At 46.7% G+C, this 18,541-nt stretch carries 17 protein-coding genes; 11 read left to right on the forward strand and 6 right to left on the reverse strand.

Translation table 11 applies throughout. From position 1 onward, the window contains the following. The first annotated feature begins 131 nt into the window (after nucleotides 1–131). From sdhC to sucD, 8 genes are all read left to right on the forward strand, one after another. Nucleotides 132–524 (forward strand): succinate dehydrogenase cytochrome b556 subunit, encoded by a 393-nt coding sequence (gene sdhC / locus ACUALS_RS04120; RefSeq protein WP_038140119.1) that lies wholly within the window; start codon nucleotides 132–134, stop codon nucleotides 522–524. After that, a complete protein-coding gene (sdhD, locus tag ACUALS_RS04125; protein ID WP_038140120.1) occupies nucleotides 518–862 on the forward strand; it encodes a succinate dehydrogenase, hydrophobic membrane anchor protein in 345 nt (114 codons plus the stop codon). The genes sdhC and sdhD overlap by 7 nt, the downstream gene beginning before the upstream one ends. Continuing rightward, nucleotides 863–2,629 (forward strand): succinate dehydrogenase flavoprotein subunit, encoded by a 1,767-nt coding sequence (gene sdhA / locus ACUALS_RS04130; protein ID WP_038190004.1) that lies wholly within the window; start codon nucleotides 863–865, stop codon nucleotides 2,627–2,629. Between the two features lie 18 nt (nucleotides 2,630–2,647). Next, on the forward strand, nucleotides 2,648–3,358 hold the full coding sequence (locus tag ACUALS_RS04135; RefSeq protein ID WP_005476046.1) for a succinate dehydrogenase iron-sulfur subunit: 711 nt from the start codon (nucleotides 2,648–2,650) through the stop codon (nucleotides 3,356–3,358). Nucleotides 3,359–3,454: 96 nt separating this feature from the next. Then, nucleotides 3,455–6,280: a 2-oxoglutarate dehydrogenase E1 component gene (gene sucA, locus ACUALS_RS04140; protein ID WP_331398868.1), complete on the forward strand. Its 2,826-nt coding sequence runs from the start codon at nucleotides 3,455–3,457 to the stop codon at nucleotides 6,278–6,280. A 28-nt stretch (nucleotides 6,281–6,308) separates the two neighbouring features. Then, entirely contained in the window at nucleotides 6,309–7,517 is a 1,209-nt protein-coding gene (gene odhB / locus ACUALS_RS04145) for a 2-oxoglutarate dehydrogenase complex dihydrolipoyllysine-residue succinyltransferase (protein WP_454448922.1), read from the forward strand. Nucleotides 7,518–7,722: 205 nt separating this feature from the next. Beyond that, nucleotides 7,723–8,889 carry an ADP-forming succinate--CoA ligase subunit beta gene (sucC, locus tag ACUALS_RS04150; RefSeq protein WP_004744517.1) on the forward strand — a complete coding sequence of 389 codons (1,167 nt, stop codon included), beginning with the start codon at nucleotides 7,723–7,725 and terminating at the stop codon, nucleotides 8,887–8,889. Next, nucleotides 8,889–9,761, forward strand: a complete 873-nt coding sequence (gene sucD, locus ACUALS_RS04155) for a succinate--CoA ligase subunit alpha (protein ID WP_005476019.1) — start codon at nucleotides 8,889–8,891, stop codon at nucleotides 9,759–9,761. Before sucC ends, sucD begins: the two co-directional genes overlap by 1 nt. A 64-nt stretch (nucleotides 9,762–9,825) precedes the next feature. On the opposite strand, the gene ACUALS_RS04160 is transcribed toward sucD, so the two are convergent. The 3 genes from ACUALS_RS04160 to ACUALS_RS04170 form a co-directional block, all read right to left on the reverse strand. Beyond that, a complete protein-coding gene (locus ACUALS_RS04160; RefSeq protein WP_005475994.1) occupies nucleotides 9,826–11,322 on the reverse strand; it encodes a diguanylate cyclase domain-containing protein in 1,497 nt (498 codons plus the stop codon). Nucleotides 11,323–11,324: 2 nt separating this feature from the next. Then, nucleotides 11,325–12,311 (reverse strand): BMP family ABC transporter substrate-binding protein, encoded by a 987-nt coding sequence (locus ACUALS_RS04165; protein WP_454448923.1) that lies wholly within the window; start codon nucleotides 12,309–12,311, stop codon nucleotides 11,325–11,327. Between the two features lie 269 nt (nucleotides 12,312–12,580). Then, nucleotides 12,581–12,862: a hypothetical protein gene (locus ACUALS_RS04170; protein WP_005476007.1), complete on the reverse strand. Its 282-nt coding sequence runs from the start codon at nucleotides 12,860–12,862 to the stop codon at nucleotides 12,581–12,583. Between the two features lie 832 nt (nucleotides 12,863–13,694). Here ACUALS_RS04170 and ACUALS_RS04175 point away from each other — a divergent pair. Further along, nucleotides 13,695–14,213 carry a GNAT family N-acetyltransferase gene (locus ACUALS_RS04175; protein ID WP_038217789.1) on the forward strand — a complete coding sequence of 173 codons (519 nt, stop codon included), beginning with the start codon at nucleotides 13,695–13,697 and terminating at the stop codon, nucleotides 14,211–14,213. On the opposite strand, the gene ACUALS_RS04180 is transcribed toward ACUALS_RS04175, so the two are convergent. Together ACUALS_RS04180 and ACUALS_RS04185 are read right to left on the reverse strand one after the other, a co-directional pair. Next, nucleotides 14,161–14,460, reverse strand: a complete 300-nt coding sequence (locus tag ACUALS_RS04180) for a DUF3301 domain-containing protein (protein WP_039477971.1) — start codon at nucleotides 14,458–14,460, stop codon at nucleotides 14,161–14,163. The genes ACUALS_RS04175 and ACUALS_RS04180 overlap by 53 nt on opposite strands. Before the next feature lie 3 nt (nucleotides 14,461–14,463). Then, entirely contained in the window at nucleotides 14,464–15,501 is a 1,038-nt protein-coding gene (locus ACUALS_RS04185; RefSeq protein WP_454448924.1) for a DUF3549 family protein, read from the reverse strand. 76 nt (nucleotides 15,502–15,577) lie between these two features. Between ACUALS_RS04185 and ACUALS_RS04190 the strand changes: the two genes are divergently transcribed. Together ACUALS_RS04190 and truC are read left to right on the forward strand one after the other, a co-directional pair. Beyond that, entirely contained in the window at nucleotides 15,578–15,892 is a 315-nt protein-coding gene (locus ACUALS_RS04190; protein ID WP_331399327.1) for a YqcC family protein, read from the forward strand. Then, a complete protein-coding gene (gene truC / locus ACUALS_RS04195) occupies nucleotides 15,892–16,614 on the forward strand; it encodes a tRNA pseudouridine(65) synthase TruC (RefSeq protein WP_454448925.1) in 723 nt (240 codons plus the stop codon). The genes ACUALS_RS04190 and truC overlap by 1 nt, the downstream gene beginning before the upstream one ends. 53 nt (nucleotides 16,615–16,667) lie before the next feature. Here the strand turns inward: truC and dxs are convergent, their stop codons facing one another. Next, nucleotides 16,668–18,533 carry a 1-deoxy-D-xylulose-5-phosphate synthase gene (gene dxs / locus ACUALS_RS04200; RefSeq protein WP_454448926.1) on the reverse strand — a complete coding sequence of 622 codons (1,866 nt, stop codon included), beginning with the start codon at nucleotides 18,531–18,533 and terminating at the stop codon, nucleotides 16,668–16,670. Nucleotides 18,534–18,541: the final 8 nt, after the last annotated feature.

The following is an 18,541-nucleotide window of genomic DNA, read 5'->3' on the forward strand; positions in this document are numbered from 1 at the left end:
TAGTCTTGTTGTTAACAAATATTCTACAAAATACCCAGCCCAGTATGAGGGTTAATTGTTAAGTAAATGTTAACTTTTGCAGGTTTTGCAACCAAAATTCGTTCATAACTATAAATGCTCAATGGAGCTGAGTGAGCAAGCCCGTGAAAGAAAGAAAGTCAAGACCTGTTAATTTAGATTTACAGACCATCCGCTTTCCGATCACAGCAATCGCATCTATCTTACACCGTGTCTCCGGTGTAATTACGTTTGTCGCGGTCGGGATCCTACTTTGGTTACTATCCATATCCTTATCTTCCCCTGTCGGTTATGCAGAAGCAGTCGACATCGTAGATGGCTTCTTTGTGAAGTTTATCTTGTGGGGAATCCTAACGGCATTGGCCTACCACATTGCTGGTGGTATCCGTCACTTGTTGATGGACCTTGGCCATTTTGAAGAGCTGGAATCTGGTGCAATGAGCGCTAAGGTTGCATTCGCAGCGACAGCCGTATTGTCATTATTAGCGGGGATCATGGTGTGGTAAAACATATTTCATCTTTTGGTCGTAATGGCGTGCACGATTTCTTACTGATTCGTGCTACTGCGATCATTATGACACTTTACACAATTTATCTGGTTAGCTTTTGTGCTTTCACAGATATTTCTTACGTATCTTGGACTCAGTTCTTTGGTGGCACGTTCACTAAAGTGTTCACGATGCTAGCGCTCGTTTCAGTACTTATCCACGCTTGGATAGGCTTATGGCAGGTACTGACGGATTACATTAAATGCGCGAAGCTTCGTGGTGGCCTTCAACTCGGTGTGATTGCTGTGTTGTTAGGTTATTTCTTCTCTGGTCTATTTATTTTGTGGGGTGCGTAAGTGTCTATTCCAGTTCGTGAATTTGATGCCGTAGTAATCGGCGCAGGTGGTGCAGGTATGCGTGCTGCACTGCAAATCTCTGAGCAAGGCCTTTCATGTGCATTGCTCTCAAAAGTATTTCCAACTCGTTCACACACAGTTTCAGCTCAAGGTGGTATTACGGTCGCGCTAGGTAATGCGCACGAAGACCACTGGGAACAGCACATGTACGATACAGTCAAAGGTTCTGATTACATTGGTGATCAGGATGCGATAGAGTACATGTGTAAGAACGGTCCAGAATCTGTCATCGAACTAGAGAGAATGGGTCTCCCATTTTCACGCTTCGACAATGGTAAAATCTATCAACGCCCATTCGGCGGGCAGTCTAAGAACTTTGGTGGTGAGCAAGCGGCTCGCACCGCAGCGGCTGCTGACCGTACTGGTCACGCGCTTCTTCACACGTTGTACCAACAAAATATCAAGCACAAGACAACGATCTTTTCTGAATGGTATGCGCTTGATCTAGTTAAGAATGAAGATGGTGCTGTGCTTGGCTGTACGGCTCTTAGCATGGAAACTGGTGAAGTTTGTTACTTCAAGTCTAAAGCGACCGTTCTTGCGACTGGCGGTGCAGGTCGTATTTACGCGTCTACCACTAATGCTCACATTAACACGGGTGACGGTGTTGGTATGGCGCTACGTGCAGGCGTTCCAATGCAAGACATGGAAATGTGGCAGTTCCACCCAACGGGTATCGCTGGCGCGGGTGTTCTTGTTACAGAAGGTTGTCGTGGTGAAGGTGGCTACCTTCTTAATAAAGATGGCGAGCGCTTCATGGAGCGTTACGCGCCTAACGCGAAAGACCTTGCAGGTCGTGACGTGGTAGCACGTTCAATGATGATCGAAATCCGTGAAGGTCGCGGCTGCGATGGCCCTTGGGGTCCTCACATTAAATTGAAACTGGATCACTTAGGTAAAGAGACGCTTGAGTCACGCCTACCGGGTGTATGTGAACTGTCGCGTACCTTCGCACACGTTGACCCAGTGAAAGAACCAATTCCAGTAATCCCAACCTGTCACTACATGATGGGGGGCATTCCAACGCAAGTATCAGGTCAAGCGATTAAGCAAGACGAAGCTGGCGCAGATGTCGAAGTTCAAGGCTTATTCGCTTGTGGTGAGATTGCCTCGGTATCAGTACACGGCGCAAACCGTCTGGGTGGCAACTCGCTACTCGACTTAGTGGTGTTCGGCCGTGCAACAGGTTTACACCTTGGCGAAACGCTAGCGAAACAAGCAGATGCGAAACCAGCGACCGAAGCCGATATTGAGCGTTCTCTAGAGCGTTACAACCGTTGGGAAAACAGCACTGAAGGTGAAGACCCAGCACAAATCCGTAAAGATCTACAGCAGTGTATGCAAAACAACTTCTCGGTATTCCGTGAGGGCGACGCAATGGCTAAAGGTCTAGAAGAGCTAAAAGTGATTCGCGAGCGTCTGAAAAACGCACACCTTGCGGACAAATCGACAGAGTTCAACACTCAACGTATTGAATGTCTAGAGCTTGAAAACCTGATGGAAACAGCTTACGCAACGGCTGTAGCGGCAAACTACCGTACAGAAAGCCGTGGTGCGCACGCTCGTTTTGACTTCCCAGATCGTGATGACGCGCAGTGGTTATGTCACTCGATTTACAATCCGGAAACAGAAGCGATGGCGAAACGTGACGTGAACATGGAACCTGTTCATCGTGACGCATTCCCGCCAAAAGCTCGTACGTACTAAGGAAAGGAGGACATAATTATGAAACTGAATTTCTCTTTGTACCGCTACAATCCGGATGTCGACCAAAAGCCCTACATGAAAGACTACACGCTTGAGGTAGAAGAAGGTTCGGACATGATGCTATTGGATGCTTTGATTCTGCTTAAAGAGCAAGATCCGAGTATTTCATTCCGTCGCTCTTGCCGTGAAGGTGTATGTGGTTCAGATGGTTTGAACATGAATGGTAAAAATGGCCTAGCGTGTATCACGCCACTATCTGCACTAAAAGCAGACAAGATAGTGATTCGTCCACTACCAGGCTTACCTGTTGTGCGTGATCTTATCGTTGACATGACACAGTTCTATGATAACTATGCGAAAGTTAAGCCATTCTTGATGGATGATGGTGCGTTGCCACCTTCACGAGAGAATCTACAAACACCAGATGAGCGTGCTCACTTAGATGGATTGTATGAATGTATCATGTGTGCATGTTGTACAACATCTTGCCCATCTTTCTGGTGGAACCCGGACAAATTTATCGGCCCTGCTGGTCTACTTGCAGCGTATCGCTGGCTAATTGATAGTCGAGATACAGCGACAGATGAACGTTTGTCAAATCTTGATGACGCATTTAGCGTTTTCCGTTGCCACGGCATCATGAATTGTGTAAGTGTTTGTCCTAAGGGGCTAAATCCGACGAAAGCTATTGGCCACATCAAGACAATGCTGGTAAATCGCTCCGTCTAATTTAACAACAAAAATTGCCGACCCACCAACGGGTCGGCTCTTAATAGCTCGGCATAAGACCGAAGCAAACGTGAAAACTACTGGTTAAGGGAAAATATGCACAACGGCGTGATGAAGGCATGGCTCGAGTCTTCACACTTGGCTGGCGCCAATGCAACGTATGTAGAGGACCTCTACGAACTGTATCTAAGTGACCCCGATCTGGTAAGTGAGGAGTGGAAACGCGTATTTGATGGTTTACCCAAGCCATCAGAAGAAGTGGTAGAACAACCACATTCGCGTGTCCGTGACTACTTCCGACGACTCGCTCAAGAAACAAAGCATTACAGTGTCCAGGTTAGTGATCCAGATGTCGACGCTAAACAAGTAAAAGTACTCCAATTAATCAATGCTTACCGATTCCGTGGACACGAAGCGGCAGAGCTTGACCCTCTTGGTTTATGGCAACGCCCACCTGTGGCGGAGCTTGACCCAGCATTCCACAATCTTACCGAAGATGACCTAGAAGAGACGTTCAACGTTGGTTCTTTTGCCGTTGGCCAAGAGACGATGCCGTTGAAAGATATCTATTCAGCTCTTAAGAAAACGTACTGTGGTTCTATCGGTGCAGAATACATGCACATGACAGACACAGAACAAAAACGTTGGATCCAGCAACGTTTAGAGTCTGTTGTTGGTCAGCCTTCTTTTACTAATGAAGAAAAGCACACGTTCCTAGACGAGCTGACAGCAGCAGAAGGTCTAGAGCGTTACCTAGGGGCAAAATTCCCGGGTGCTAAGCGATTCTCATTGGAAGGTGGTGATGCACTGATTCCTATGACGAAAGAATTGATTCGTCATGCGGGTGCGAGTGGCATGCGTGAAGTGGTTATCGGTATGGCTCACCGTGGTCGTCTAAACATGTTAGTCAACGTGTTAGGTAAGAAACCACAAGATCTATTCGATGAATTTGCTGGTAAGCATGACGAAACATGGGGTACGGGTGATGTTAAGTATCACCAAGGTTTCTCAGCAGATTTCGCAACGCCAGGTGGTGATGTCCACTTAGCGCTAGCTTTCAACCCATCTCACCTTGAGATCGTAAACCCAGTAGTTATTGGTTCGGTACGAGCTCGTCAAGACCGCTTAGGCGACACGACAGGCAGCACAGTTCTTCCTATTACTATTCACGGTGACTCTGCAATTGCGGGTCAAGGCGTGGTTGCTGAAACGTTCAATATGTCTCAGGCGCGTGGTTTCCAAGTGGGTGGTACGGTTCGTATTGTCGTGAATAACCAAGTTGGTTTCACAACCTCCAATCCGAACGATACGCGTTCTACCATGTACTGTACTGACATCGCTAAGATGGTACAGGCACCAATTTTCCACGTGAATGCTGATGATCCAGAGGCGGTTGCTTTTGTTACTCGTATCGCGCTGGATTACCGAAATGAGTTCAAGCGTGATGTTGTGATCGATCTGGTTTGTTATCGCCGTCACGGCCACAATGAAGCTGATGAGCCTAATGCCACTCAGCCTCTGATGTACCAGAAGATTAAAAAACACCCAACGCCACGTAAGCTATACGCTGATGTGCTGATGGAAAAAGGTGTTCTCGGTATTGATACCGCTACTCAGCTCGTGAACGAGTATCGTGATGCGCTTGATCATGGTGAAGTTGTGGTTAAAGAGTGGCGTCCGATGGCTCTGCATTCGGTTGACTGGTCTCCATACTTAGGGCATGACTGGGACGTAGAGTGGAACAGCAAGTTTGATACAACCCGCTTAGTTGAGCTTGGTCAACGCTTGTGTAACTACCCAGAGAGTCACAAGCTGCAAAGTCGAGTTAACAAGCTCTACAATGATCGCAAAGCGATGGTTAGTGGTGAAAAAGCGATTGACTGGGGTATGGCTGAAACGTTGGCGTATGCGACACTTGTCGACGATGGCAAGCGTATTCGTATCTCGGGTCAGGACTCTGGGCGTGGTACTTTCTTCCATCGCCACTCTGTACTTCATAACCAGAATGATGCAAGTACTTACATTCCACTGGCAAATATCCATGACAAACAAGGTCCTTTCCAAGTTTTTGACTCTGTATTGTCTGAAGAAGCGGTTCTCGCATTCGAGTATGGTTACGCAACGGCTGAGCCGGGCGGTTTAACCATTTGGGAAGCGCAATTTGGTGATTTTGCCAACGGTGCACAGGTGGTGATTGACCAATTCATTTCGTCTGGTGAGCAGAAGTGGGCACGTCTATGTGGTCTAACGATGTTGCTCCCTCACGGCTATGAAGGTCAAGGCCCTGAGCACTCATCCGCACGTTTAGAGCGCTACCTTCAGTTGTGTGCTGAGCAAAACATGCAGGTTGTTGTACCATCAACTCCGGCTCAGGTTTACCACATGATTCGCCGCCAGGTTGTTCGCCCAATGCGTCGACCACTGGTTGTTATGTCACCTAAGTCACTGCTTCGTCACCCACTGTGTACGTCGACATTAGAGGATCTGGCGGAAGGTACATTCCAACCAGCGATTCCAGAAATCGACAGCTTGGACGCATCGAAAGTGAAACGTGTTGTGTTCTGTTCAGGTAAGGTTTACTTCGACCTACTAGAACAGCGCCGCAATAATGAGCAAGACGATGTGGCAATTGTTCGTATTGAGCAGCTATACCCATTCCCGATGGATGAAGTGAAAGCGGCGATCGAACAGTACACCAATGTAGAAGACTTTGTATGGTGTCAAGAAGAGCCTCAAAACCAGGGTGCTTGGTACTGTAGTCAACATAACTTCCGTGCTGCCATTCCAGCAGGTGCAGATCTTAAATACGCTGGTCGTCCAGCATCAGCATCACCTGCGGTAGGTTACATGTCAGTACACTTGAAACAACAGAAAGCGTTAGTTGAAGACGCACTAAACGTGAATACAAAAACTTCGGACTAAGAACTAGAAGTTAAAGGAAGAAACCGATATGACAATTGAAATTCTGGTTCCAGATTTACCTGAATCTGTCGCTGACGCTACGGTAGCGACATGGCACAAACAACCAGGCGACACGGTAGAGCGTGATGAAGTTCTGGTTGATATCGAAACAGACAAAGTTGTACTTGAAGTACCAGCTCCAGAAGCGGGCGTACTTGAAGCAATCATCGAGGAAGAAGGCGCGACAGTACTTTCTAAGCAGCTAATCGCTAAGCTTAAACCAGGTGCAGTTGCCGGCGAGCCTACGACGGACACAACTGAATCAACAGAAGCGTCTCCAGATAAGCGCCACAAAGCGTCTCTAACTGAAGAAAGCAACGATGCGTTAAGCCCAGCGGTTCGCCGTCTTCTGGCTGAACATAGCCTAGAAGCTAGCCAAGTGAAAGGCACTGGTGTGGGTGGTCGTATTACTCGTGAAGATGTGGAAGCTCACCTAGCGAATGCGAAAGCGGCGCCTAAAGCAGAAGATCCTGCGGCAGTAGAAGCTCCAGCAGCAGCTCGTAGCCAAAAACGTGTACCAATGACTCGCCTACGTAAGACTGTTGCAAACCGTCTTCTAGAAGCGAAGAACAACACGGCAATGCTAACGACGTTTAACGAAGTGAATATGAAGCCAATCATGGACCTTCGTAAGCAGTACAAAGACCAGTTCGAAGAGCGTCACGGTATTCGTCTAGGCTTTATGTCTTTCTACGTGAAAGCGGTAACGGAAGCACTAAAACGCTACCCAGAAGTGAACGCGTCTATCGACGGTGATGACATTGTTTACCACAACTACTTCGACATCAGCATGGCGGTATCTACGCCACGTGGTCTAGTAACGCCAGTACTGAAAGACTGCGACACACTAGGTTTTGCTGACGTAGAGAAAGGCATCAAAGAGCTAGCAATCAAAGGCCGTGACGGCAAGCTAACGGTTGATGAACTAATGGGTGGTAACTTCACTATCACTAACGGTGGTGTATTTGGTTCACTAATGTCTACGCCAATCATCAACCCGCCGCAATCTGCAATTCTTGGCATGCACAAGATCCAAGAACGTCCTATGGCAGTTGATGGCAAAGTAGAAATTCTGCCGATGATGTACCTAGCGTTATCTTACGACCACCGTCTAATCGATGGCCGTGAGTCAGTGGGCTTCTTAGTAACCATTAAAGAGCTACTAGAAGATCCAGCACGTCTGCTATTAGACGTTTAATATCGCTAAAACGTCTAGTTGCCGTTGGTAACTAGACGTTCGATAGTTTCAAAGGCTAGACTGGCTCAGCGTCTGGCCTTCACTTGAGTCACTATTTGTTGTTGAAATAATTAGTGATTTATTTGAGAAGACCCTACAGACGCCCGCAACATAGCGGCGTTATGGAAATAATAATCCCTTAAGGGAAAATAAACGGAATATCAAAATGAATTTGCATGAATACCAAGCCAAACAGCTGTTTGCAGAATTCGGTTTGCCTGTACCGGAAGGTTACGCGTGTGATACACCTCAAGAAGCTTTTGAAGCGGCGGGTCGTATCTCTACAGAGAAAAAAGTCGTTAAATGTCAGGTTCACGCTGGTGGACGTGGTAAAGCGGGTGGCGTAGAGCTACACGACACTAAAGACGGCGTGAAAGAGTTCGCACAGAAGTGGCTAGGTAAAAATCTAGTGACTTACCAAACAGATGCAAACGGCCAGCCTGTAACAAAAATCCTAGTTGAAGAAGCGTCGAACATCGCGAATGAACTATACCTAGGTGCAGTGGTAGACCGCGCAACGCGTAAAGTTGTATTCATGGCATCGACTGAAGGTGGTGTTGAAATCGAGAAAGTTGCAGAAGAGACTCCAGAGTTGATTCACAAAGCAGCTATCGATCCACTAGTCGGTCCTCAAGCTTACCAAGGCCGTGAACTTGCGTTCAAATTAGGTCTTGAAGGCGACCAAATCAAACAATTTGTTAAGATCTTCATGGGTCTTGGCAACATGTTCTCTCAGTACGATCTTGCTCTACTAGAGATCAACCCTCTTGTGATTACTGGTGAAGGCAATCTTCTTTGTCTTGACGGTAAGATCAACATCGACTCTAACGCGATGTACCGTCAGCCTAAGCTACGTGAAATGCACGATCCTTCGCAAGAAGATGAGCGTGAAGCGCATGCAGCTCAGTGGGAACTGAACTACGTAGCACTAGATGGTAACGTTGGCTGTATGGTTAACGGTGCTGGCCTAGCAATGGGTACGATGGATATCGTAAACCTACACGGCGGCAAACCAGCTAACTTCCTAGATGTAGGTGGCGGCGCTACCAAAGAGCGTGTAGCTGAAGCATTCAAGATCATCCTATCTGATGACAATGTAAAAGCAGTACTCGTCAACATCTTCGGTGGTATCGTGCGTTGTGACATGATCGCTGAAGGTATTATCGGTGCGGTTAAAGAGGTAGGCGTAAGCGTACCAGTCGTTGTTCGTCTAGAAGGTACTAACGCAGACCTAGGTCGCGAAGTTCTTGCTAATTCTGATGTTGATATCATTGCAGCTGAGTCACTAACTGACGCAGCTCAGAAAGTTGTTGCTGCTGCGGAGGGCAAATAATGTCTGTACTAATTAATAAAGACACGAAAGTAATCTGTCAGGGTTTCACTGGTGGTCAAGGTACTTTCCACTCTGAGCAAGCTATTGCATACGGTACACAGATGGTAGGTGGTGTTTCTCCAGGTAAAGGTGGTCAAACTCACCTAGGTCTACCTGTGTTCAACACAGTACGTGAAGCCGTAGAAGCAACTGGCGCAACAGCGACGGTAATCTACGTACCAGCACCTTTCTGTAAAGATGCAATCCTAGAAGCGATTGATGCAGGTATTGAGCTTATCGTAACAATCACGGAAGGTATCCCTACAACAGACATGATCGATGTAAAAGTGAAGCTAGAAGAGACTGGCGTTCGCATGATCGGTCCTAACTGTCCGGGTCTAATCACTCCAGACGAGTGTAAGATTGGTATCATGCCTGGCCATATCCACAAGAAAGGTAAAGTGGGTATTGTTTCACGCTCAGGTACGCTAACGTATGAAGCAGTTAAGCAGACGACAGACGAAGGTTTCGGTCAGTCTACTTGTGTTGGTATTGGTGGTGACCCAATCCCAGGTTCAAACTTCATCGACATCCTGAAGTTATTCCAAGAAGACCCTGAAACAGAAGCAATCGTAATGATTGGTGAAATCGGTGGTACAGCGGAAGAAGAAGCGGCAGCATTCATCAAAGAGAACGTCACTAAGCCAGTGGTTTCTTACATTGCAGGTGTGACTGCTCCTCCAGGTAAACGTATGGGCCACGCTGGTGCAATCATCTCTGGTGGTAAAGGTACAGCGGAAGACAAGTTTGCAGCTCTAGAAGCAGCAGGTGTTAAGACCGTGAAGTCTCTAGCGGACATCGGTAAAGGTCTACGTGAAATCACTGGTTGGTAATCAAACCAATTAGTAAACAAAGGCTTGGTCTGACCAAGCCTTTTTTGATCGTCGACTCTGACTTCTAAAAAGAGTTTTCAGGGTGTTCACTCGCGTAAACAATACCTGTTTTGCTCGTTTTTGCTAAATACATTGCGGCGTCGGCATTATTTAGGCAACGCTCTAAGTCGAGATGAATGTCGCTGCTAAAACTTTCGACACCAATACTTAGGCTAACGCTAAAGCTTTTGTTTATGTACTGAACTGGCTGGCTGCACGCTGCTTGGATTCTCATGGCGAGATCTTGTACTTCATCTTTTGTGATTGAATCGAGAACGGTCACGACAAACTCATCACCTCCAAGTCTATATACCGTTTGAGTCGACAGCTTAAGTTGTTGCTTTATGCGCTTGGCGATTTCTACCAGCAGATAGTCACCTGCGGCGTGTCCGTAAGTATCATTAATTTGCTTAAAGCCATTCAGGTCAATCATTAGAACCGTGACCGTATTTAGCTCACCGTTGTTCACTCGCCAGATTAATTGATTAAAACGATAGCGATTAGGTACTTGCGTAAGTACATCTGTAACCAGCTGCGACTCCAAAGTCTGCTTTGCGGTCACCAGTTCGGTGATGTCGAGCGCTGAGCACTCAATTTCATGGTTGTAGATATCACTTCGGTTGATTTGAAAGTATCGTTGTTTACCACCCACGTCGAGTGAGTGTCGAAAGCTCTCGGTAGAGGCGCAGGTAAGCAGTTCATCAATGAAGCGCTGAAGTGCTGATTGCCTGACTGATTGAGGGATGCGCTCGAGTACCTGATTGAACTTTTGGTTTGAACGTACGATCTTGCCATGCTTTACGTTGACAACGAACAAGCAGACTTGGGTCAAATTATAGGTGCGTGAATAACGTTCTTCGCTCAATTTTAGCTTGCTGATTGATTCTTTTAACTTTGCACGCATCGTCTCTAACGCGCGGAATATATTGGTGATCTCAACAAAGCTGGAGTCGGTTTTCGAAGGTGTTTGGTAGTCACCACTTGCGATCTGCAGGGCGAACCGCTGTAAGTCTAAAAATGGTTTTTTGAGTGCAGAAGTGAGTATTCGGCTAAACAGCAGTGAGATAGCGCATAAGATAAGTAAAAAGCCGATAGCCCTAGGAAGCACATTGTAGATTACTTGAGTGTAATAGGCTGAATAATCTTTGACGACGATGAGCTGGCCGATCTGTTGACGTTGGTCATCAAATATAGGGTAGTAAAGAGGGACACCTCTGGTTGAGTTGGAGTTGATAATCTCCGCCATTTTCATCCCGTATTGATAGGAGTCGAGCGTAACTGAGACGATGTAATCGAGCTGTGAGATACGCGTTGCGACGAGCTCGGCTTCCAATAAGTCGAAGTTTAGTAGCGCCCGTTTTGAATCGGTTTGTTGCTGAGCGATAACCCGTTGATATTGTGCATTCTCCACATTGTGGGTGAAGTAAATATCGTTTGCGATATCCAACCCGCCGAAAATGAAGAATGGGATGGTGGTCAGCAATAAATAGTTCTTAATGACGTAAGAGTATAGATTTTTCATCTTTAGCTGGCACAGCGCTGGTCAATTCGTTGAGAGATGACGCTGCTTTTTCCTTTGAGATCGAGCAAGATGTTCTTAACCGCTTGCTTGTCGTCTTCGCTTAAGTTTGGGTTGTCTTGATTTAATGAGATAGAGATAACGCCCTGTTTCACGCCAAATTTTTTCTGGTTTCCATTCCAAATACCATTTTTGAGTTGCATTAGAGCGGCGTAAACGGCTAGGTCCACCTTCTTCTCCATCGACGCTAGGGTTGTTTCTGGGTAGCGTTGAGAGTAGTCGTAATCAACCCCGAAGCTAAAGCCATGGCCACTGTTTTTAATGGTTTCAACCACACTTAAACTTGCGAACCCCGCCACAGGGAAGATTACGTCAACCCCCTGGTCTAACAAGGATTGAGTGATGGTCTCAGCCCCTTGAGTATCTTCCCAAGAGAATGCGCCTTTGTTTATATATTGCGCATTAACCGTTGCTAGCGGGTTGGCATCTTGAGCGCCGAGTTCAAAGCCGCAGCGAAACTGATTGATGACGTCAACATCTACACCACCGACAAAACCAAGCTTATTGCTTTCAGTCTTACGACCGGCTAGGTAGCCAATGACATAGGCTCCTTCCGCATGGCTGAAAGTAAGGCCGAGGATATTGGGGACGTGATAGGCGACATCGAGCGAAATAAACCGTGTAGACGGATAACGCAGAGCCACATCAGGAAAGGTTGTGATGATGTTCGATTCTTGGACGATGATTGGACTCAATCCGTCCTTGGCTGCCTGCTCGAGTTCAGCTAGATATTTCTCATTATTGGGTTTTAAATGAATTCGCTTAACCAAAATCCCAGTGTTTTGCTCGAACCTTGCCACGCCTTGCTCGATCAGCTGCAGGTATGAGCCAGGCTGAACCTCACCTTGGAACAATACAACTGGCTTAAAGTTGTCATCGCTTGCGACTGCCGAAGTCACGAATGACAGACACAGCGAAAATAGGAGAAACAAGGGTTTCAACCGAATGAAATAATGGGGGATTGATGTTTGATTAATTTCATGACCGCATAGCATCATCTTGATACACACTTTTTTGCACAAAGTTAGGCATCACAGATTTAGGAAACAGTAATGCAATTAATAAGTTAAGTGTGGATTTTATTATCAGATGTGACGCTAAACAATGACCTGAATCGCAAATAATTGATGCATATGCGGTGAATTGCATTTCGAATTTGAGATATCGTGAATGTCAGCTTCAATAGCGAAGCCGACATCGATTAATTGAACTTTGATTCTAGTTGCTCAATTCGTTTAGTCAGCTCGGCGACCTGTTGTTCCAACTCACTGATGCGATCCTGCTCAGTCTTCGGAGCGGCTGCCACTTCAACTTTTGGTACTCGTTTGGAACTCTTCCAACTTTTGAGCGTTGTGATCAGGGCTGGCATAGGGACTGAGGTTGTTAGGCGCGCCTTGACTAGCGCTACGGTCGGCTCTTTTCCCTCTTGATGCAGTTGTTCTAATACATCTTTGAGCTCTTGGCTTACGTTTTGTGTGAGCATACTGCCTCCATTTCTATCGTTGGCTTCATATTACTGCGGCCTCCCACATTTGGCGAATGGAAATTTTGGTAACCGCGCGTGCGAGATCTCTTACAAATGATGTAAGACAAGCAGAATTGATACGCAGAGTTTTCTTGTGATTTTATCTTAAGTGTCTGATTTATATTTAAATGATGAGTTGTATAACAATTGTTACAGAAAAAGATGACTATTACTCCATTGTTTAAGTCAGTGGTTGGAGTAAATTGGAAGGTGTCGGAAGGATACTGACAGGGAATAGGAATAACCAAGGATGCGGTTATCTTCAGGAAGAAGATTTGATTGACTAGGAGGTCGTTCGGCAGGATGCGAAGGACGCTGTATGGATACGTTCATCGATAGGAAATCGGTGACAAAGGATTGAGATGGACACCTTTTGGAAGAGGAAGGACTGTATCAGGACGATACCAAGGACACCGCTCAAGGAACAAGTGAAGTGCGCTAACGGGGAATGTTGGCTTTCAGGATGATTAGGACACCGCTAGGATGGCGATGAATGGAAATTGCTGATGGAATCAGCAACTATTATGGAAGATGCATGGAGCAACTTTTGTAGCCGGACTGCTGCGAGTAAGACTATAGCCCCGATACGTGAGTGTCGGGGCTTTTCTTAATACTCTTTTTCTTTATCACTTCGACCAAAAAACAACCTAGATCAATAATATATTTGTCCAGTTGGTATAACTTTTCGGCTTTGTTTTCTACCATAGCTCGTGTTTATCATTTTAGTGATGTGAGTTCTCTATGGTGATGATTAAAACAATAGACAGCACGCTGTTTACAAGGATGTCTTATGACAATAGTGACTCGCCGTTCGTTATTGGTCCCCTATAACGAGTCGTTACAATCAGACTTCTTATTGCTTAATTGCTGCGCCAAAAACCGTGCTCAGATGAATGGGCCTCATACCGTGTCGTCTGCAAAGCAGTTGTTTGAACGAGTAATGCATGATCCAAATATCTACGCCAGAGCGGTATTAGATAGCCACACTCGCGAGTACATGGGACATGTGTTCATCAGTGATTTAGACAACAAACCTGAACTTGGCTATTTGTTCGATAAAGCATTTTGGGGGAAGGGAATTGCGACCGAAGTACTGGCTGCTTTCTTTCCTAAAGCAGTCAGAGATCTAAACCTGACTCAGGTATCTGCAACCTCCAATGTCGAGCATCATGCTTCTATCAAGCTGCTGACAAAATTGGGCTTTCAGTTCTCTGCACATAAGCGTGATACATTCGGCCCTTATGACGAGTTTGTTTTCACATCCGATGCGGTGGAAGGTCAATCTTGGTTAAGTGGAATCCCTGCATAACAAGAGAGCCTTGGTAGCAGTCATCTCCTAAAGATGAAAACTCAAATTGATAGATAGAATGCCAACGCCAGATACCCTCTGGCGTTTTTAGTTTATGGCCTTTTAACGCCACACTGATCAGTTGCAACTCCATCTGCTCGCACTTTCTTGCTGCGATCATTTTTGCCAGTTCGGCCTGACGTCGTTGCTGCCAAAAGGCAAAGCAGACAATAGCAAGGGTGAGAATAGCAAGGAGGTCTCCGATCATAGGTTACCCTCGCGCAGCTTGTTGCAATGAAAGAAGCGCTTTTGCGAGTTCTTCTGAAGGACTAGAGTGAAGCAGGGGTAGCAATACCATGCGAAGCTCCGGCAGCATGACCAAATCTGCAAATAACTGATTGAACAAGGTTTGATTGCCTGTTTGAGCCAAGCGCAGCAAGTAAGATGCTGCGATGTCGCTATCTGCTAATAGGTGCCAGCTTCGTCCTGCGATGCCAATGAGGACCTCTTGATGACTTAGGCGAGGGGAGCTAAGTATCTGTTGTAAAATTGGCGTAGCAATACTATCTTCCGCGCCAGAGAGTGCTCGACTTAATGCGCCTAGTAAAAAGATATCGGGGTCGTTGCTGTTGATTTGATCCATCGCCAGTTCAGCAAGCCGATGGGCCAGTTTGGTCGGTAATGTGCTATGTTCGAGCGCGCCGAGCAGGGCATAGAGAGGCTCATTGGGAAGGTGTTTTAACGCTTTGCGAATATTCACCCCATTTTGTTCTTGTCCCAACCGAGCACACATATCTGTGACACCTTGCAGACCAACAGTTTGCCACTTATCCCACCCTAAGCCTCCGGCAAAGTAATGCTGTGCGTGTTCGTAATATTGGCTACACGGTAAATCCAGTTGGGCGCGAATTTGGCTGTGGAAAACCGCCATTTTGTCTTCAGATGGTTTGAAAGTATATGGATTGTTCGACAGTTTTTGTTGTTGCTCTTCGCTCATATCTTGGCTAATGCGAGTACCCATTGCTTCGATAACGTATTTGAGGAAGTTGCCAATATCCGCTTGCTTAAATAGACCGCGCTCATCCAGTTCGAACTTTAGAAACCAAATCCAAGGCTGTTTTTGCTCATTCCAGTAAGCGATGGCAAGGTGAGCCTTGCGTTGCATTGGAAATGGATAGGGCATTGAGCCTTGCTCGACATCAGCAAATACTTTGCTGTCAATATGGCGGATACGACGGCCGAGATCATAAACTTGATACTGACAGTGACTGTTGGTGAGAAGTTGGGTCAGAGTATGAATGGTTTCCATTAGAGAATAGTCCTAACTTTATTTCTACTATAAATGGTACCCTTACGGCATTTTTCAAGGCCAACACGAACGGTTTATGACAAAAGCACAACAATTGTTACCTCTTTTACAGCAACTTCCTTTAGTTATGAGAGAATTAGGGCTGTGGCAGCAAGACACCCCATCAACGGAAGAGCTGTCAAGCAATGAGCCTTTTTCTGTCGATACTTTGAAGCCAGAGCAATGGTTGCAATGGGTTTTCCTTCCTAAAATGACGGCTCTAGTCGAGCAAAAAATGCCTTTGCCGACGGGGTTTTCGATTTCCCCTTACTTTGAGGAGAGCTGGAAATCTTGCCCAGAGTACGCACCTGTGCTCAGTTTATTAGTTTCCATTGATGAGGTGTGCCGATAATGCTCGAGATTATTTATCAAGACGACTACTTTGTTGCCGTCAATAAGCCCGCAGGGATGCTCGTCCATCGCAGTTGGCTCGATAAGCATGAAACACAGTTCGTCATGCAAACCCTACGTGACCAAATTGGTCAGCATGTATTTCCACTTCATCGCTTAGATAGGCCGACTTCGGGGGTGCTGATTTTTGCTTTATCCAGTGAAGTGGCTTCACAGGTGATGCCGATGTTTGCCAACCATGAGATGGAGAAAACCTATCATGCAATCGTGCGCGGTTGGATAGAAGAGTCTGGGCGGCTGGATTATGCACTGAAAGTGGAGCTGGATAAGATTGCCGATAAACATGCTAGCCAAGATAAAGAAGCGCAAGAAGCGATTACGGACTATTGGCCTCTTGCCAAAGTCGAGGTTCCTCACTCGACAGGTAAATTCCCAACGACTCGTTATTGTTTGATGGAGATGAAGCCACTGACAGGACGAAAACACCAGCTTAGGCGGCACATGGCCCATCTAAGGCACCCTATTGTTGGAGACACCACTCACGGTGATGGAAAACACAATAAGTTATTTAGAGACGTGTATGACTCGCACCGATTACTGCTTCACGCGTCAAGTCTAGAATTTGTTCACCCTTTCACCAATGAGAAACTGCTCATTAAAGCGAGTGTGGGCGAGACGTGGCAAGCGCTGTGTCAGGAGTTTGATTGGCAGATGCCGAACTAGACAAAAAAGCCCTCACAGCAGTGTGAGGGCTTTTGGGTTTGAGAGAGTCTACTTTATTTAGCGAGATACTCTAGGATCGATTTTTCGATGCCCTTGGCGTCTAAGCCGAGCTCTTCATGGAGCTCATCTTGAGTGCCTTGAGCAATGAATTTGTCCGGTAAGCCAAGATTTAAGACGGGCTTCATGATCTTCTCTTTCATCATGAACTCAATGACACCCGCACCTGCGCCACCAGCAATCGCATTCTCTTCGAGCGTAACAATGACGTCGTGCTCATCGGCTAGCTGCTTAATGAGTGCTTCGTCGAGGGGTTTTACAAATCGCATATCCGCCACAGTAGCGTTCAATTTCTCGGCGGCTTCTAGCGCATTAGCCAAGAAAGTACCGAAGCTCAATATCGCGACTTTTTCACCTTGGCGAATTTGGCGTCCTTTACCAATCTCTAGTGCGGTAAATTCTTGTTTTATCTCGGCTCCCATACCTGTACCACGCGGGTAGCGCACTGCTGAAGGGCCAGTGTGCTTATGGCCAGTGTAGAGCATTTGACGACATTCGTTCTCGTCACTTGGTGCCATGATCACCATATTTGGTATGCAGCGCATGAAGCTAAGATCGAACGCGCCTTGGTGAGTTTGACCATCGGCGCCCACCAAACCAGCACGGTCAATGGCAAACATCACAGGAAGGTCCATGATGGCAACATCGTGGATTAACTGGTCATAACCACGCTGAAGGAACGTTGAATAAATCGCGACGATAGGGTTATCACCAGCAATCGCCATACCCGTAGCTAGCGTCACCGCATGTTGCTCAGCGATGGCGACATCAAAGTATTGGTCTGGATACTCTTTCGAAAAGCGTACCATGCCAGAGCCTTCACGCATGGCTGGCGTGATTGCCATTAGCTTAGGGTCTTGCGCAGCCATGTCACATAGGAAATCACCAAAAATCTTGGAGAAACTTGGCTTTCCGCCGCTGCTCTTTGGCAGTGAGTTGTGGCTAGGGTCGAACTTAGGCACGCCATGATAACCAATTGGGTCTTTCTCTGCCGGCTCGTACCCTTTACCCTTTTTCGTCATGATGTGTAGGAACTGTGGGCCTTTAAGCTCTCGCATATTTTTGAGAGTTTTGACCAGCTCGTTCACGTCATGGCCATCAACTGGGCCTATGTAGTTAAAGCCAAGTTCTTCAAAAAGCGTCCCTGGAACAACCATGCCTTTCAAGTGCTCTTCTGTGCGGCGCACCAACTCTTTGATTGGCGGAACGCCCGACAGTACTTTTTTTCCGCCTTCGCGAATCGAGGTGTAAAGGCTGCCGGAAAGAACTTGTGCTAAGTGGTTGTTCAGTGCTCCAACGTTTTCTGAAATGGACATTTCATTGTCGTTGAGAATCACCAGCATATCAGGGTGGACATCACCCGCGTGGTTCATTGCCTCGAAGGCCATGCCTGCGGTGATGGCGCCATCACCAATCACGCTGACAACTTTTCGATTCTTGTCTTCTTTGCCCGCACTGATCGCCATGCCTAGCGCGGCACTGATAGAAGTAGAGGAGTGACCAACAGACAAGGTGTCGTATTCACTTTCTTCTCGCCATGGGAAAGGGTGTAAACCGTCTTTCTGACGAATGGTCGACAACTGATCGCGACGTCCAGTCAAAATCTTATGCGGGTAGGCTTGGTGGCCGACGTCCCACACCAATTGGTCAAACGGCGTGTTGTAGACGTAATGAAGTGCAACGGTCAGTTCGACCGTCCCTAAGCCTGAGGCAAGGTGACCACTAGATTGGCTAACTGAGTTTAAAAGGTAAGTACGTAACTCATCACACAGCTTGGGCAGCACTTCTTTCGGAAGGCTGCGTAACTCATCTGGCGTATCAGCCAGTGCCAGTGTTGGGTACTTTGAAATATCAAGAGTCATAGTTTTGC

This window comes from Vibrio sp. NH-7, assembly GCF_053643215.1.

Excerpts from the sequence above, each read along its gene's own strand:
- ACUALS_RS04135 (WP_005476046.1), top strand. The coding sequence starts at position 2,648 with ATGAAACTGAATTTCTCTTTGTACCGCTACAATCCGGATGTCGACCAA.
- sucA (WP_331398868.1), top strand. The coding sequence starts at position 3,455 with ATGCACAACGGCGTGATGAAGGCATGGCTCGAGTCTTCACACTTGGCT.
- odhB (WP_454448922.1), top strand. The coding sequence starts at position 6,309 with ATGACAATTGAAATTCTGGTTCCAGATTTACCTGAATCTGTCGCTGAC.
- sucC (WP_004744517.1), top strand. The coding sequence starts at position 7,723 with ATGAATTTGCATGAATACCAAGCCAAACAGCTGTTTGCAGAATTCGGT.
- sucD (WP_005476019.1), top strand. The coding sequence starts at position 8,889 with ATGTCTGTACTAATTAATAAAGACACGAAAGTAATCTGTCAGGGTTTC.
- ACUALS_RS04160 (WP_005475994.1), bottom strand. The coding sequence starts at position 11,322 with ATGAAAAATCTATACTCTTACGTCATTAAGAACTATTTATTGCTGACC.
- ACUALS_RS04170 (WP_005476007.1), bottom strand. The coding sequence starts at position 12,862 with ATGCTCACACAAAACGTAAGCCAAGAGCTCAAAGATGTATTAGAACAA.
- ACUALS_RS04175 (WP_038217789.1), top strand. The coding sequence starts at position 13,695 with ATGACAATAGTGACTCGCCGTTCGTTATTGGTCCCCTATAACGAGTCG.
- ACUALS_RS04180 (WP_039477971.1), bottom strand. The coding sequence starts at position 14,460 with ATGATCGGAGACCTCCTTGCTATTCTCACCCTTGCTATTGTCTGCTTT.
- ACUALS_RS04185 (WP_454448924.1), bottom strand. The coding sequence starts at position 15,501 with ATGGAAACCATTCATACTCTGACCCAACTTCTCACCAACAGTCACTGT.
- ACUALS_RS04190 (WP_331399327.1), top strand. The coding sequence starts at position 15,578 with ATGACAAAAGCACAACAATTGTTACCTCTTTTACAGCAACTTCCTTTA.
- truC (WP_454448925.1), top strand. The coding sequence starts at position 15,892 with ATGCTCGAGATTATTTATCAAGACGACTACTTTGTTGCCGTCAATAAG.
- dxs (WP_454448926.1), bottom strand. The coding sequence starts at position 18,533 with ATGACTCTTGATATTTCAAAGTACCCAACACTGGCACTGGCTGATACG.